General features: G+C 48.1%; 14 protein-coding genes. 3 read left to right on the top strand and 11 right to left on the bottom strand.

Annotation, left to right across the window (positions count from 1 at the left end):
* Positions 1-98: 98 nt before the first annotated feature.
* A complete protein-coding gene (locus ASG33_RS18555) occupies positions 99-797 on the bottom strand; it encodes a type 1 glutamine amidotransferase domain-containing protein (protein WP_056288773.1) in 699 nt (232 codons plus the stop codon).
* 215 nt (positions 798-1,012) lie between these two features.
* Complete coding sequence (locus ASG33_RS18550) at positions 1,013-1,414, bottom strand: DUF1801 domain-containing protein (RefSeq protein ID WP_056290451.1); 402 nt, start codon at positions 1,412-1,414, stop codon at positions 1,013-1,015.
* A gap of 188 nt (positions 1,415-1,602) precedes the next feature.
* On the opposite strand from ASG33_RS18550, the gene ASG33_RS18545 reads away from it, so the two are divergent.
* Positions 1,603-2,442, top strand: coding sequence for an SDR family NAD(P)-dependent oxidoreductase (locus ASG33_RS18545; RefSeq protein ID WP_056288770.1), 840 nt, complete (start codon positions 1,603-1,605; stop codon positions 2,440-2,442).
* Here ASG33_RS18545 and ASG33_RS18540 read toward each other — a convergent pair.
* Positions 2,439-3,407 (bottom strand): aldo/keto reductase, encoded by a 969-nt coding sequence (locus tag ASG33_RS18540; protein WP_200942817.1) that lies wholly within the window; start codon positions 3,405-3,407, stop codon positions 2,439-2,441. The two genes, ASG33_RS18545 and ASG33_RS18540, sit on opposite strands and share 4 nt — an antisense overlap.
* Before the next feature lie 34 nt (positions 3,408-3,441).
* Here ASG33_RS18540 and ASG33_RS18535 point away from each other — a divergent pair, with 34 nt between their 5' ends.
* The gene (locus ASG33_RS18535) at positions 3,442-3,834 is read left to right on the top strand and encodes a helix-turn-helix domain-containing protein (RefSeq protein ID WP_229238728.1); all 393 of its coding nucleotides are present in this window, start codon (positions 3,442-3,444) and stop codon (positions 3,832-3,834) included.
* 94 nt (positions 3,835-3,928) lie between these two features.
* Here the strand turns inward: ASG33_RS18535 and ASG33_RS18530 are convergent, their stop codons facing one another.
* Together ASG33_RS18530 and ASG33_RS18525 are read right to left on the bottom strand one after the other, a co-directional pair.
* Positions 3,929-4,348 (bottom strand): SRPBCC domain-containing protein, encoded by a 420-nt coding sequence (locus ASG33_RS18530; RefSeq protein ID WP_056288765.1) that lies wholly within the window; start codon positions 4,346-4,348, stop codon positions 3,929-3,931.
* 16 nt (positions 4,349-4,364) lie between these two features.
* A complete protein-coding gene (locus ASG33_RS18525) occupies positions 4,365-4,760 on the bottom strand; it encodes a VOC family protein (protein WP_056290443.1) in 396 nt (131 codons plus the stop codon).
* A gap of 250 nt (positions 4,761-5,010) precedes the next feature.
* On the opposite strand from ASG33_RS18525, the gene ASG33_RS26095 reads away from it, so the two are divergent.
* Complete coding sequence (locus tag ASG33_RS26095; protein WP_409012544.1) at positions 5,011-5,379, top strand: sulfatase-like hydrolase/transferase; 369 nt, start codon at positions 5,011-5,013, stop codon at positions 5,377-5,379.
* A gap of 480 nt (positions 5,380-5,859) precedes the next feature.
* Here the strand turns inward: ASG33_RS26095 and ASG33_RS18510 are convergent, their stop codons facing one another.
* The 6 genes from ASG33_RS18510 to ASG33_RS18485 all read right to left on the bottom strand — a co-directional run bounded on the left by ASG33_RS18510 (position 5,860) and on the right by ASG33_RS18485 (position 15,125).
* Complete coding sequence (locus ASG33_RS18510; protein ID WP_056288757.1) at positions 5,860-6,483, bottom strand: DNA alkylation repair protein; 624 nt, start codon at positions 6,481-6,483, stop codon at positions 5,860-5,862.
* Between the two features lie 311 nt (positions 6,484-6,794).
* Positions 6,795-8,255 (bottom strand): BNR-4 repeat-containing protein, encoded by a 1,461-nt coding sequence (locus tag ASG33_RS18505; protein WP_056288753.1) that lies wholly within the window; start codon positions 8,253-8,255, stop codon positions 6,795-6,797.
* 39 nt (positions 8,256-8,294) lie between these two features.
* Positions 8,295-9,731, bottom strand: a complete 1,437-nt coding sequence (locus ASG33_RS18500) for a RagB/SusD family nutrient uptake outer membrane protein (RefSeq protein ID WP_056288750.1) — start codon at positions 9,729-9,731, stop codon at positions 8,295-8,297.
* An 11-nt stretch (positions 9,732-9,742) separates the two neighbouring features.
* Positions 9,743-13,216, bottom strand: a complete 3,474-nt coding sequence (locus ASG33_RS18495; protein ID WP_082489311.1) for a TonB-dependent receptor — start codon at positions 13,214-13,216, stop codon at positions 9,743-9,745.
* Between the two features lie 206 nt (positions 13,217-13,422).
* The gene (locus ASG33_RS18490) at positions 13,423-14,424 is read right to left on the bottom strand and encodes a FecR family protein (protein WP_056288744.1); all 1,002 of its coding nucleotides are present in this window, start codon (positions 14,422-14,424) and stop codon (positions 13,423-13,425) included.
* A 119-nt stretch (positions 14,425-14,543) separates the two neighbouring features.
* A complete protein-coding gene (locus ASG33_RS18485) occupies positions 14,544-15,125 on the bottom strand; it encodes an RNA polymerase sigma factor (RefSeq protein WP_056288740.1) in 582 nt (193 codons plus the stop codon).
* Positions 15,126-15,140 lie beyond the last annotated feature (15 nt).

Raw genomic sequence — 15,140 nt, 5'->3', positions numbered from 1 at the left:
AAGAAAAAAGCCCCACCGGGGCTAAAATCCTGACTTCATCGGTCGGAGGCCGTAAGACCTACCATACCGATGAAGTCAGGATTTATATAAATGATATTCTAAACAGTGACGCTGTGCTCTTCGAGCAGCGCAATCAAGGCTTTCGCCGTAGGCCCTGCCGATAATGGGTTTTGGCCTGTCACCAAGAGACCCGACGTTTCCACATGGCTCATAAACGGAAGAGCCGCGCTATGGAAATCGGCTCCAAGTTCTTTCAGTCGTGTTTCCAGCTTGTAAGGTACATTGTCTGCCCGCAACGACAGTGTTTCTTCGGCATTCGTAAAACCGGCGATCCGCTTCCCTTCGAGAAAGCCAGGTTGTAGCTCAGCGGCTTTGATCAGCGCGGCAGGCCCATGACACACAGCGCCCACGGGTTTGCCGGCAGCAATATAATCCAGTATCAATCGTCCGCTGAAAGTATCTGTGGCAAGGTCCCAGATTGGGCCGTGTCCTCCCGGATAGAATACCGCATCGTAAATGTTCGGATCCACATTGGATAATACGTGTGTATGCTCAAACGCCGCCAGTGCTGTCGCGTCGTCATTGAACCTGCGGTTGGATTCGGTAATGTTTTCGGTGAGCGTGCTCATCGGATCAATCGGAGGTTTGCCTCCTGCAGGACTGGCCAGCGTTACCTGGAAGCCAGCATCAATAAATTCGTAATAAGGGTCGGTAAATTCGCCCAACCAGACACCTGTTTTACTGTCGGTGTTTTCCATCGCCTCATGTGAGGTCAGGATCATCAAAATGCTTTTCATCGTTTCCGTTTTTAGTTTAATGAAGTTTAACTATTGAAGCGCGTTAAACAAAACTTATGCCATCAGGCAACGCGTCTGGATGAAGATCTGCAACTTTGAAGGTTTTATCCTGCTCGAAACATCGAGATAACTGGGCACAATTGGAAGGGAGCCTGGCTTTATTTTCAACCTTTATCCGTTCAATCCCGAAATATTCAATTTTTGTACAAAAAAGGTCAAATGCTCTTTACAATCCAGTCTTGAACAATCTTAGTTAAGGCGTCCTTGCTCGTCTCAATCGATTCGAGTGTGTTGAAGGTTGCAATAGCCCTGTCATTTTCCTTCCAAAGCAAAAGATGATTTTCATCTTCGATTAACCTGGCTTTTGGTTGTTCCTTGACCTTTGCTCCCCGGTGAAAGATGAGTTGAATTTTGGTCGGTGGCAAAATTTTCATCGTGATCCTATCCTCGCCGCCAACCGAATAGTTGGGTCCATTCCATTTGATGTTTTCGTTAAGCCGGGCGTCCGCGGATAATATGATGGAGCGCAAGGCATCAATTTCACTCCTGAGCGGATGAGCAAGATCATCCAGAAATTGGGTTACCTCTGTATTACTGGCCAGGTCTTTCGTGTTCATTGGTTTTTGGCATCTGTGATTCACAAAGCTAATGTCTGCCTCATTGACAAGGGTAGGGGATACAAGACAATCGTGATGGCGAATCGGGACAGCAGTGCGGGATGTTTGAATTTCGATAGCATCTGTTTGATCGGGGTAATACCCGGGCTGGATGGCCATCCTACTTTTGCGATATCAAAATACCGGATATGGAAAACAGAAAAACATGGTTTGTCACAGGCGCTTCTAAGGGCCTGGGATTGACATTAGTGAAGCAGTTATTGCAGGCAGGCCACCAGGTAGCGGCTACTTCCCGCAACACGGCCAGCCTCGTTGAGGCAGTGGGCTTTCAGGGCGACGCTTTTTTACCATTAAGTGTGGAACTGGATAGGGACGAAAGCGTCGCGGCTGCCATCGGGCAGACGGATCAACATTTCGGCCGGATCGATGTGGTGGTCAACAATGCGGGTTACGGCATCGGCGGGAGCATGGAAGAGCTGACAGACAAGGAAGTTCGCGATAGTTTTGACATCAACGTATTTGGTACGGTCAATGTCATCCGCCACGTTTTGCCTGTGATGCGCCAGCAAGGATCAGGTCATATTATCAACATTTCTTCGATTGCTGGTATTGCCCCGAGCGCAGGCTGGTCGGTTTACGCTGCTGCAAAACATGCAGTGATCGGTCTTACCGAAGTGCTGGCCGACGATGTCCGTCACCTGGGCATCAAAGTGACGCTGGTGGCTCCGGGCGCTTTTCGTACCAACTTCAACAATCCGGATTCGCTGGTATTGTCGCAGCGCAAAATGTATGCTTATTCGGAAGTGCGGTCCCTGCAGGAAAAGTTTGCGGCCAAGAGCGGCACGCAGGTCGGCGATCCGGCAAAAGCTGCAAAAGCCATGATTGAAGTGACCGAAATGGCACAGCCACCTTTGTATTTACTTTTGGGTAGCGACGCTTATGCGCGCGCATTCGCCAAGTTGAATTTGCTGTCTTCTTCGTACAAGGAATGGGAAGTGCTGACGAAATCGACGGATTATGATGTTTAATACTGTCTCTGCACGGTCGAAAGTAGTTCATGAGGATACCCCATCCGGATGGTGCTGACGTTATCGAGCCGGGTTATTTGTTCGGTATCCAGCTTAATATCCAAAACTTTCAGACTCGTTTCGAGATGCGATAGGGTACTTGCGCCGATAATGGGGAAAACGCCTTTGGTCATTACCCAGGCCGTTGCTACCTGTCCGGGCGTTACACTAAGCTCTTTCGCGATCAATTCCAGTTCGTCAATGATTGATTTTGTTTGCGGGTCTTCCTGGTAGTCGCTGTCAGATTTTGTCAGCCGGCCAGACGAGCCATGCCTGTATTTTGCAGTAAGTAATCCTCCTGCCAGGGGAGAATAGCACATCATGCCCAGGCCGAAATGCGATGCCATCGGTTTCAATTCCCGCTCTGCCGCCCTTTGGACGAGGTTATATTCAAATTGTAAAGCATGCAACGGTATGGAAGTAGCGATCGAAGCTGCTTTCCAGGCCGGGAAGTTTGCCAGGCCTGTGTATAAAACCTTACCGGCATCAACAAGATCTTCCAGGCCCCGGGCGATTTCGTCCAGCGGTGTAATGCCGTCGTCGTAGTGCGGGATATAGATGTCGATGTAATCCGTTTGCAGCCGTTTCAAACTTCCTTCAACGGCCTGGCGCATGGCTTTGCGATGGTTCCCGGAATTAACGGTCAAGGGATTGGGCTCCCCGCCCGCTGTGTACTTGGTGCAAAAAATAAAATTGTGGCGACTGCTCGCGGTAAACTGGCCGACGATTTCCTCCGCTTCGCCAAATTGATAGCGGTCCGACAAGTCAATGAAGTTGCCACCTGCATCGGCATAAGCCGACAAAATTTGCATTGCTTCCTCTGCGGAAGTCCCGTTTCCGTGGCGCTGGCCCAGCTGTGAGCCGCCCATGATCAACTCGCTGGCGGGTAGGCCTGTTTGTGTTCCGAATAATTTCTGTTTCATCATACAAAGGACATCTCTGGTCGATTCTCAGTCAAGTATGGCTAAATTCAGCCGTACCAAAAAACTTTATCTTTGCGGGATGTACGAGCGAAAATTACCGGTAGAAACAGAATGCGGGCTCCATCTTTTCATGGAAGTGTTGAACGGAAAATGGAAGATCAAACTCATTTGGTGTATCCATTGCGGTATCAACCGCCCCGGAGAGTTGCGGCGTAAAATTCCAAAAGCATCGCGCAGATTGCTGGATACGCAGTTGACACAGTTGGTGGAGCATGGTATCTTATCTAAAACCAGCTTTGATCAAAAACCATTGAAAGTTGAATACAAGCTTACCCGGTTAGGCGAAAGCCTGATTCCCGTCATTGAATCGACAGCGAAGTGGGGTGAAGCTAATCGGAGTATATTGGAACCACTATTTAGCCCAGTGTAGTCTGCGTGAGTGGCTGAAATGTTCAGCCACTCACTATTGTTTACGAATTTCAAAAAAAGCACTTGCAAAGAGGTTCCCTCCACCTTTCACCCATTCATTCCGTTTCAAGAAGTTTTTTCAGGTTCTGCCCAAGGAGATTATCCCATCCCATTTCAAACCGCTCTCTTCGGAAATGTGGATGGTCAGGAAAACTTTCCAACTGTGTCTGGGTAACCCGTAACCTGGTCGAGCTGCCCTCCTTAAATAAATCAAAACTAACATCAGAGATTCCCGGATAGCCTTTGTATGCCCAACTATGGGTCAATGTCCTTCCCTCCACGACATTCGTAACAAACCATTCTTTTTGGTAGCCGGCATTGTCATCCTCAAATTCGAATTTAAACCCGACTACCGCTTCAAACTTTCGAAGTTGTGGGAAATACCATCTCTTCATCTCCTCCCTGTTCGTTAAAGCTTTCCAAACTTTCGCAATGGGCGAGTTGTACGTAAATTCTTTTATCAGTGGACTGCTCATAGTTATCAGGCTCGACTTAACTAATTGATTCAGAATGCGGACATCCAATTTCCCAAATATGCCCAAACGGATCTTTGAGCTTTCCAATCTTCCAATCTTCTTCAACCGTTACCGGACAAATTTGAGTTGCTCCGGCCTTTAATGCCTTGGCGAATATGGTGTCGGGGTCGGGAGTGGTTAAAATCATGCGAACTGCCGATCCTCCTATGGTTGTGGGGCTGAGATTGTCAAATTCCGGTTCTTCATCTCCGATCCAGAAGTCTGCATTGCCTATTCTGACCCTGGCATTTGTTCTGCCATTGTTGGTATACTTTTCCAATATAATTGCATCGAATGCCGCTTCGTAGAAAGTAGCTGCCTTTGTAGCATCAATTACGACCAGAAAAGGTGTAATGTCTAGTTTAATGTCCATGCTCGTAAGTGATTTGAAATTTGTTTCAACTAATTTGAACTTTGGTATTTGACAGGGCTTTTTAGTTGAAACAAGGTTGACCCTTCGTTTATTCCATAAAGAACCCATTACAGCTTTAAATACTTTCGCCTTTTTGGCCTGTTCCGCAAGTAGAGCTAGACCTTAACCCGAGTTTGAAACAAAACCCACGTTGGTAATGAAATTGAAATTAATAGCCGCATGCACAGTACTGCTTTCCGCCTGTTTTTCAATGGGCTTCAAAAAGGAAGTGCCTGCTTCCAGGACACCGAACATCGTTCTGTTCTTCATTGACGATCTGGGCTACGGAGATCTTTCTGTCACCGGCGCGCTAGGTTATACCACGCCGAACCTGGACAAAATGGCCGCGGAAGGTACGCGTTTTACAAATTTTATGGCCGCTCAGGATTTTCAATATCCAAAAGCATTGTATCACCTGACGCGCGATCCTGGCGAACGTTACGATGTTTTGGAACAAAATCCGGAAATCGTGGCTGAACTGGAAAAGATTGCCGATGCAGCCCGCGAGGATATGGGCGACGATTTGCAGCAAAAACAAGGAAAAAATGTAAGACCTGTGGGACAGGTTTCAATGAGATAAAATCTTTGCCCTGGTCCCCGCCGGCTTGTTTGCTCATGCTTTTCGGCACGTGCCCGCACTAACTTAATAGTATGGCGATCTTTTGAGCAGGCCGAGGCGTAGATAGCCTGAACTTGACCTGCAACACATGAAGAACTCACCGAGCCTTTTTGACTGGCATGTTCTGCGGGTAGGGGTATGGTTCCTTGCACTTCAGATGGTGGGCGCTATGTCCCCTTTGTTTCTTTATCCAGCCGAGCTTTTCTCTGGCACATTGCACGCACCAAACCTGGAAGCACAATACATTATTAAGGATATAATTTTAATAGCAGCCGGAATGGTCATCGCATCCACTTGGACCGGTGCACGTATCGTTGCAAGGCCACAAGGGTTTAGGACCACTTTGAGTAAAAGAGTTGCCGGGGTTTTGGTGAGTTGATGAAAGTATTGGTTCATCAACGGATAACTGGCATTTGTCGCCGGTAAGGCCGGTCCTTTCTCTCAGGCGCTTCTGCCTAACTTCTGATTTTTTGTTACCAGCTTTTGGGTATAGGCAACGCGCTTGTCGGTTAAATCCCAATGAAGCAGTTCTTGCGCTACCAATGCGCCGTGCTTTTTACTTATATCCCGAAGTGCGTTGCCTACCGATTTGCGTACATACTCACTTTCGCTCCCTTTCAGTTGCGCAATAAGGCCGATTGCGATTTGCGGATGTTCCTTGAAGTAGGGGCGGGAAGTCCAGATACGCAATCCTTCCACCGCAGCCCGGTTCAGGTTTGGATTTTCATGCAGAAGCCAAGTTTTGATTTCAGCCAAGGACGCTTCATAACCGATGCGGCTGCAATAATAATCAAAGGCTTTCGCCAGCATTTCCTGCACGCGCCAGTTCGGGTCTGTCGCTACGATAGACTTCAATGCTTGTAATGCCTGCTCATTCTCTGCGGCGAGCTGTCCCAGCAGGAAGGTGCCGAGCATGCGCGCCTGGTATGTTTCATTCCCGAGTAGCTCTAATGCAATCGGAAGAATGTCTGATTGTTTGTCTTCCAGTATGTTTTTGCCGGCCTCTTCAATGTGTTTAAAGCCGTGCTCGGTTTTTTGGAGTTCATTGATAATTTCTTCAAGCATATTAGATGAGTTGTTTAAGAAACATTGTACTGTGAGGTAGTTCAGCCCGCTTTTGACCCTGCAAACTTAGTAGGAAACTGGACGACTATTCCGAATGGACAACCATATTTGCGATGGACTTTAGACGAGAAAATATGGTCTTATATAGAACCAACTTTAAGGAGGAGGCAATATTTGAAAAGTGTCAGTAAAGAGGTGGGTGTAAGTCTTATAAACGCCTCTTACGAACCGGACAGAAACTGTCCGGTTTTATCTGATGAAAATCTTAGCACATTACAGCTTGCATTTGTTTACAAGACTTAATCAAAATGTCAATCCTTCAAAAGCTCCGGCGTGATCATCGCGTCGGTACTCTGGCGTGGTAATTTGTAGACGTCGCCTTTCGAATTGGTGAAATACAAGAACGATTCGGAAGGTTTGCGGCCGTGACCGTCAGCCCATATTCCGTAGAAATCAGGCTTGGCCGCAACCGGTTTGCGGACGTACGAGTGGTTCATGGTGCTGTTCTGCGTCATTTGCTTTTCCTTGTTCCAGGTTTTGCCACCGTCTTTGCTCAGCCACATTGCCACCTCACCGCCCGGGTTATACGCCTGCGGTCCATCCACTGTCGGGCCGATTACTTTGAGCACTTTGTCCGATTCCACGTAAATGGAGCCCATATCGTAATTACTATCCGACGTGGTGACTACGTTGCGGTCCCACTTGTTTTGCTTCCAGCGGAAAAGCGTCCATTCTCTCGGATTGTTGCCCGGTCCCGCCTCAAAACCCTTGCTCGAAATAACCAGTATCGCAGGTTTTTGCTTGGGATCAAATGTGATATCGAGCAGGTAGCAGTTCAGTTTCTCGCTTGCATAATCATGCACTACCGCAAGATTCTTGGCATCGGTAAGCGGAAGTTGTGCTTGCTCACCCTGTATATTCTGCCAGGTTTGTCCGAAATCTGACGTTTCCAGGTATTGCAGATTCGTCCGGTAATTGAGTCCTTTTCCGAGCGGATGGTAATCAAAAGCGACACCTACTTTCCCATTCAACTCGGTGCTCACCTGGTAATGCCCTTCCTGAATATGCGCCAGCACTTTCCATTCATTCCAATGGACACCGTCTTTGGTGGTGTTAAAACCGATCACGCGCTGGCCTTTCGAATTGTACTTGGTAAAAAGCGCAATGAAACCTTTGCCTTTGATCGGATACACCTGAAAATAAGAGAAGTTGTTGAATGGTACTGCCTTTCCATCCACGATTTCAGTTGCCTTTATCGTCTCAAAAGCTTCAATATCATAGGGTTTTTTACTCTTGTGAATGTAAGATGGCCGCGACGTTCCGTGTGAGGTGGAGAAAATCCAGATATAGCCCTGATCATCGATGGAAATCACAGGATTATCGTGAGCATCGGTCGTTTTTTTGTCCAGTAATATTACCGGGTTTGCCAGTTTGCCGGTTTTATGATCAAAGTAGGATACGTTGTGAAGCAGCGTCGAGTTGGTATCGTCGGTGCCGCCGAAACAGAAAAACGTCTTGTCTACCTTTTTTGCATATATCGCAAATGGACGGTGATTTGCCGGATAAACGGCCAGTCCGCCGCTGTATTTGTATACATACTCATCTTTTGAAGGCTGGTTCATGTACCAGATACCTTTAAAACCATCCGCCTTTTTCAGGATCATTTCTGCTTCGGCGTATTGAAGGTCCGGGTGTACTGTCTGCGCGAATGAAGCACTGGTAAACAAAGTCAGTAAAAAGGCACAGGTTAATGCAATTGATTGATTCCTCATTTTTTGATTATTAGTGATTAAAAACGTACTGACCTGAAATCAGTAACCCGGGTTTTGCTTGATCCTGTCCGGATTGATCTGGATCTGGGTGAGCGGGATCGGGAGCAGCAACCGGAAAGGCTGTACATTGAACCCCTTGGCATTCATTACTTCGATCGCCCGGCCGGTGCGTGTAAGGTCGAACCACCGGTGATTTTCAAAAGCCAGCTCAACGCGCCTCTCCTGTTCAACCGCCAGTCTGAACGCCGCCTGGGAGGGAATTTCCTGGCTCGTCTTGTCGTCAAGCCCCGCCCTTTTTCTGATCGTATTCAATAGAACAAAAGCTTCTCCGCCAGCCACATACCCCACTTCATTCAATGCCTCGGCACGCATAAGCAGCACATCGGCATAGCGCAGCACAGGCCAGTTGTTATCAGAATCGCCGCCCGCGAATGGCGCAGGATCCAGGTATTTTTTTACAAAAAGCGCGGGTACAAATTTTCCACCGCTGGTATATCCCTGCGCCAGGGAAGCTTCTTTTCGGAGGTCTCCTGCCTCATAAGCTTTATCCATATCTGCTGTCGGCAGGTTATGTCCGCTGCCCGCACCGATGGTTGTTACAGCAGCACCGGCGAGTCGTGGCGCAAATGCATTGTTGAACGGACTTCCCAGTCCATATCCGCCTTTTTTGTACTGCACCTCAAACAGTGACTCTTTATTGTTCTTGTTGCTGATCTTGAAAATGTCGGCGTAGGAGGGAAGCAGTTCATACATTTTGGAATCAATAATTTCCTTGGTTTCGGCAGCGGCTTCGGCCCATTTTTTCTGGGTTAAAAAAACCTTCGCGAGCATACCTGTCGCCGCGCCGGACGTAGCCCGACCGACGTTCGTTCCCGTGTAACTCGCTGGCAGCTTTTGTTTTGCCTCCTGCAAATCCTTGACAATCTGCGCGTACACTTCTTCTGCCGGGTTACGCGTATAGGTATAGCCGGATGATACATCGGTCGTTTCTGTCAAAACCAGCGGAACATCCCCGAAAATCCTGACGAGATTAAAGTACATCAGCCCCCGGAGAAATTTTACCTCAGCAACAAAACGATCCTTCAATGCCTGGTCCATCGTAACGCCGCCAATCCGATCGATGACCGTATTGCATGCGAGAATGCCGCGGTAATGGTCATTCCATGTTGTACTCGCAATCCCATTGTTGCTTAATGTGGTGAATGCGTCTATCTGCGAAATGTCGATGCCGCTCTGGGCGTCGAGAATTTCCGTATTGTCGGACATGGTTTCCCCGATTGCATACATGCTCAGGTTATACATTCCATTGAATTGAAGCGAGGCATAAGCCGCATTGACAGCATTGAGCATATCTTCCGCATTGCGGTAAAAGTTGACACTGTTGGTGTCCGATATGGGCGCGAGTTCCAGAAATCCCTTTTTACAGGAGGGTAGGGTAAAAGCGACCAGTAATATGAGTATCCGATATAATTTCATATGCATTTGATTTAAAAACCAATGTTCAGACCAACTGTGTACACTTTGGCAATAGGGTAGCCCCCATAGTCCACACCGGGTTCAAGCGGACTTGCACCCTGCACGCTCACCTCAGGATTGTAGCCGGTGTACTTGGTCCAGGTGACCGGATTTTGCAGGTTGACGTAGACCCGCATGGTGCGCATCTTTATTTTTTCCAGCAATGGTCCGGGCAAATTGTAGCCGAGCGCGATATTGCGGATGCGCAGAAACGAGCCGTCTTCGACATGTACTGATGAAATGTTGGCGCTGGAATTGCTGCTGGCGTACTTGTTCAGGTCACGGTTGGTACGGGGAGTTTTGCCGTCTCCCGGATCCTGCGCCGACTTCCAGCTGTTGTTCATTTCACGGATCCCATTGGCAGTACCGGCGTAGTTTGCATAAAAGCGACGTCCGAGATTGAGGATCTCATTACCCTGCACACCTTGCAGTAATATGGTCAGATCTATTCCTTTGAAAGAGAATGTATTGGTCATGCCATAAATAAAATCCGGCTGCGGGTTTCCCAGAATGGTACGGTCGTCGCTGCTCAGCTTTCGATCGCCATTTACATCCACAAACCGCAGCTGGCCAGGTTTCGATTCTGCAAATGCAGGACTGTTTTTCACTTCGTCAGCCGTCTGGAAAATCCCGGCGACCTCATAGCCATAGTAGTTACCCATCGGCTTTCCGATCTGCGTGACGTGACTGGCGGTAACCTGGTAATTTCCATACAAAGGATCGCCGCTCGGTCCCAGAGCCAGTACTTTATTTCTGTTGAACGAAATATTGAAATCCGTACTCCATTTCAGCTTTTTGTTAAGGTTCTGCGTCGTTAGTCCAAACTCCCAGCCTTTGTTTTCGATCTTGCCGATGTTCTGGCGGGCAGTTGTATACCCGGTAATGGATGGGGTAGGCACGTTCAGCAGCAGATCGGACGTGATCTTTTTATAGTAATCGGCCACCAGAAAAATCCGGTTTTGAAATATCCCAAGTTCAAGGCCAATATCAGCCTGCTTGTTCTTTTCCCAGCTCAGGTTAGCATTGCTGATCCTGTTCGGTCCGAGCCCATTAACCACGGTGCCCGCGAAGGTGTAATTTCGCTTTGACAATAACCCGATGTGATCATAGTTTCCGATGAAGTTGTTTCCGGTATGACCATAGCTGGCCCTCAGTTTCAATTCATTGATCACAGGTATACTCTTCATAAAGGCTTCTTCCGAAATGCGCCATCCGGCCGACACCGAAGGGAAAACGCCCCATTTGTTATTTTGTCCGAAACGTGAAGAACCATCGCGGCGGATCGTAGCTGTTAAAAGGTAGCGGCTGTCATAGCTATAATTAGCACGTGCCAGGTACGATAGCAGCGACCATTCCTCAGCCGTGGTGGAAGCCGACGATACAATTCCTGCATTCAGGGTTTCTACCAGGTCATTTGGGAAGTTAGTCGAATTGATCTGCGCATTATCGGAGCGGACTTTCTGGGCAGTAAATCCACCCAGCGCGTCAAAATGGTGTTTGTCCCACGATTTGTTAAAATTCAGAGTATGCTCGATCAGCCAGTTGTACGAACTGGTGTTGGTAGCGCTGCCCGCCGGGATCAATGGCGGAACGGCGCCGTCGCGGCCTACAATGGACGGACTGAATGTATTCTGACGACTGGATTGCAGGTCTGTACCGAGCAACAGTTTATATGTGAGGTTATTCAGGATTTTGTATTCGCCGAAAACAGTCCCGAGCAGACGCAGTTCATTCAGGCGGTTAATGCGTTCTTTGGCCAGTTTTACAGGATTTTCAATGCTGCTAAAACCATTTCCCAGATCCAGCCCGGTTGAATAGGTGCCGTCTTCCTTGTAAACCGGCAAATGCGGCGCCATTGTCAGAGCGGAGAGTACAATCCCGCCATTGGCCCAGTGACCTTCCGAGCCGGTCGGATTGCTTATGGTATACGCAGGTGTCAAATTCAGACCGATTTTGAATCGTTTCGATGCCTGTGCTTCCAGGTTTACGCGGAATGTATATCTCTTAAAATCGGAATTGAGCACGATTCCGTCTTGTTTGAAATACCCGCCGGAAGTCATGTATTTGATCTTGTCATTCCCGCCGGAAAGCGTAAGCTGTACATTATGTGTCGGTGCCTGGCGAAAGATTTCGTTTTGCCAGTTTGTACCCTCTCCAAGTGCACCCGGATTTTGTAAGGCAGGTAATATCTGGTAAATGGCGGTCCTGGCAGAGTTCGGGTCTTCCGGCTTGCCGCCTGCATCTACCCAGGCATTGTTGCGGCTGTCAATGATATACTGCGCAAACTCGCTTGCATTCATCATGTCCAGGGTTTTTGTCACACTTTGCACGCCTGTATACGCATCGATATCCACCCGCATCTTTCCGGATTTTCCACTTTTGGTAGTTACAATCACAACCCCATTGGATCCGCGTGATCCGTAAATAGCCGTGGAAGAAGCGTCTTTCAGGATTTCTACCGATTCGATATCATTCGGATTCAGGGAATTCAGCGGGTTGCTGGTCTGATTGTAGGAAGCGGTCACGGGAAAGCCGTCGATCACATACAATGGCTCGTTTCCGGCACCAATTGAGCCGGTCCCTCTCACCCGTACCGTAAGTCCGCCGCCAGGTGTACCGGTGGTTTGGGCTACATATACACCCGGCATTTTGGCGGTCAATGCACCGTCGAGGCTGGGTGTAGGTAAGCCGGCAATGTCTTTGGCACTCACCGAGGCTACCGAACCGGTGATATCGCCGCGTTTTTGAGTACCATATCCCACCACTACCACCTCATTGAGTGCTTTAATGTCTGCTACGAGCTTCACATCGAGCTGGTTACGATTGCCCAGTGTAATTTCCTGAGGTGTATATCCCACAAAACTGAACACCAGGATCGCCGATTCTCCGGCGACTGAAAGCTCATAATTACCCTCAATATCCGTGGTTGTCCCGGCAGAGGTACCTTTTACTACCACGCTCACTCCGGGTAAAGGTTCGTTGTTATCCGAGCCGGTTACTTTGCCGCGCACCCGCACATCGGCGTTCTGCTCAGCTGTAAGCTGGACTTTTTCGTCGGGGCGCAGGGCTGAGGTTTCCTTTTTTGCTTTGGACAACAAAATTTGCCCGTTCACAACCTGGTAATTAATACCAAGTGGTGCAAAAAGACGATCCAGGACGGAGGATAACGCTTCGTTTTTAGCTGTCACGCTCACCGTTTCCGAAACGCGAACTACCTCCCGGCTGTATGCAAACCGGACTTTTGCATGGTTTTCGATCCGGTTCAATACCTTTTCAAGCGTAGCGTCCGACAGCTTCAATGTCAGGTTACGGTTCAAAAGCTCCTGCGCCGGTGTACGGTGTGCATACGCCATAGCAGAAAGGAAAACCGCGCAAATGAGCTGGTAGAGGGTTAGGCGCATAATAGTTACAAGAATGCCATACTTGCAATACAAGTGTTTCTTCATAATTTTACTAATGACTGGTTAATAGGTTCGAAATCGTTCGGAATCACGGGTAACCGCAGTCGCGGCGACCGTGGTTGCGATTAGTCAGTTACGGTCAGGAGTGTTGCAACCACTCCTGACTTTCCTGTCATTGTCTGATCAGTTTTAATCATAGGCAATCGGGTTTTAGTTAGTATAGATCGGGGTTTAGGAAAAGTCGATTGTAATTATTGCCCGCCGCAGCTTTCGCCCGACAGCACAATGTGGTCTCCATCCATTTCATAGGTACTGCCCAAAAGGGTGTTGATCATTTCGAGTATTTCAGGCAGATTTTGATGGTCGAATCCGACTTTGATCACGCATTGTTTTAAAAGCGGGTTGGCAATGGAGATTTTCACCCGGAATACTTTCTGAAGTTGTTCCGTAATTTCCTGAAGAGGCACGTTGTCAAAGTCGAGTGATACCGGCTGCCAGGTTTCATTGTCATTTTTCTTAATATCCAGATTAGCCATTCTCAGGTCATTGGTAGCGCGCTCAAAAACTGCCTGCTGACTAGGTTTGAGCAGGACTTTTTCATCCTGATCTTCGGAGCTCACAGACACGCTTCCAGTCACCACCGAAACCTGGTACGTTTTTTCATCACGATTGGCGCGAACGTTGAAGCTGGTACCGAGTACTTCTGTTTTCAGTGTACCGCTGTGAATGATAAATGGATGGTTACGGTCTTTGGACACATTAAAAAAACCTTCCCCTTCGAAACTGACTTCTCTGGTTTCTTTCCCATTGAAAGTCTGCGGGTGTTCAATGCTTGCGCCCGGCTGGATCCAAACAATGCTGTTATCAGGAAGCTCGTAGCGTATGATTTTCTTCTGCCGGTTCACCATTCTAACAGGTATTTCCTGGTTGGTAACAGAAGATACCGGCTGTTTTTGGAATCGTAGATGATAGAATAAAAATCCGAGCGATAAGATCACGGCGGCCGCTACGCCACTCAGGTACACTTTCCAGTTAATGACGCGGACGGGCGTTTCTTCAACGAATGCTTCCTGGTCGGATATCTGGTCTTTGATGCGCAGGAGAAGTTTCTCTTCGTCGTTTTCGGTAAATTCTTCGTCCGATTGCAGGTGAAGGGTACGGTACCATTCATCTACAAACTGATGTTCGGAGTCGGTGCATTCATTTGCCAGATACTTGCGCAGCAACTCAGGCGACGGGGTCTTGTTGATCATTTTTGTATAAATATTCCATGCTTTAATGCAATCTCTACTTATACAGTCTGGAAAAACAGACGGTATCCCTTAGTCTAATGTGAATTTACTTTTAAAAAATAGGATAGGTATAGGAGTATTCAGAGGAAGGGTATTCCCAGCAAGGCTAATGCAATGTAATCTTTCATTTCAACGCGGAGGATTTTCAGTGCTTTGCTGATGTGCGCTTCCACGGTCTTTTCCGAGATATCCATTGCCGCCGCAATTTCTTTAAGGCTATGCCCTTGCCGGCTGAGCTCAAATGCCTGGCGGCATTTCCAAGGTAGTTTCAGAAGCGATTGATTGTAAAGTTCGCTGAGCACATTCATGTCTAGATGCTGCTGTGTATCGTCGGCAGAGGGATTTTCTGCTTCCTCCAGCGGAACTACCTGTTGCCTTTGCTCCCGGTGATAATGCGTGATAATAGAGTTTTTCAAGATGCCGTTGAGATACGCGCCGACATTCTTCCGGGCCTCAAATTTGTGTCTGCCCAGCCAGAACTTTACAAACGTTTCCTGTACAAGATCTTCTGCGACGGTTTTGCTCCCGGTTTTTCGGATCGCGTTTTGTACGAGCGATTTGACGTGACGGCGATACAATTCGGTAAAAGCAACCTCGTCGTGCTGGTTGCAAACCAAATGGACCAACGCTTCATCAGAAAATGCACGATAAGATTGCGACACCAAGGCCTGCTGCTC

The sequence above is a fragment of the Dyadobacter sp. Leaf189 genome, from assembly GCF_001424405.1.
Lineage (GTDB): Bacteria > Bacteroidota > Bacteroidia > Cytophagales > Spirosomataceae > Dyadobacter.
The sequence above is the reverse complement of the archived record's forward strand: the minus strand, read 5'-3'. Positions and strand labels throughout refer to the sequence as shown.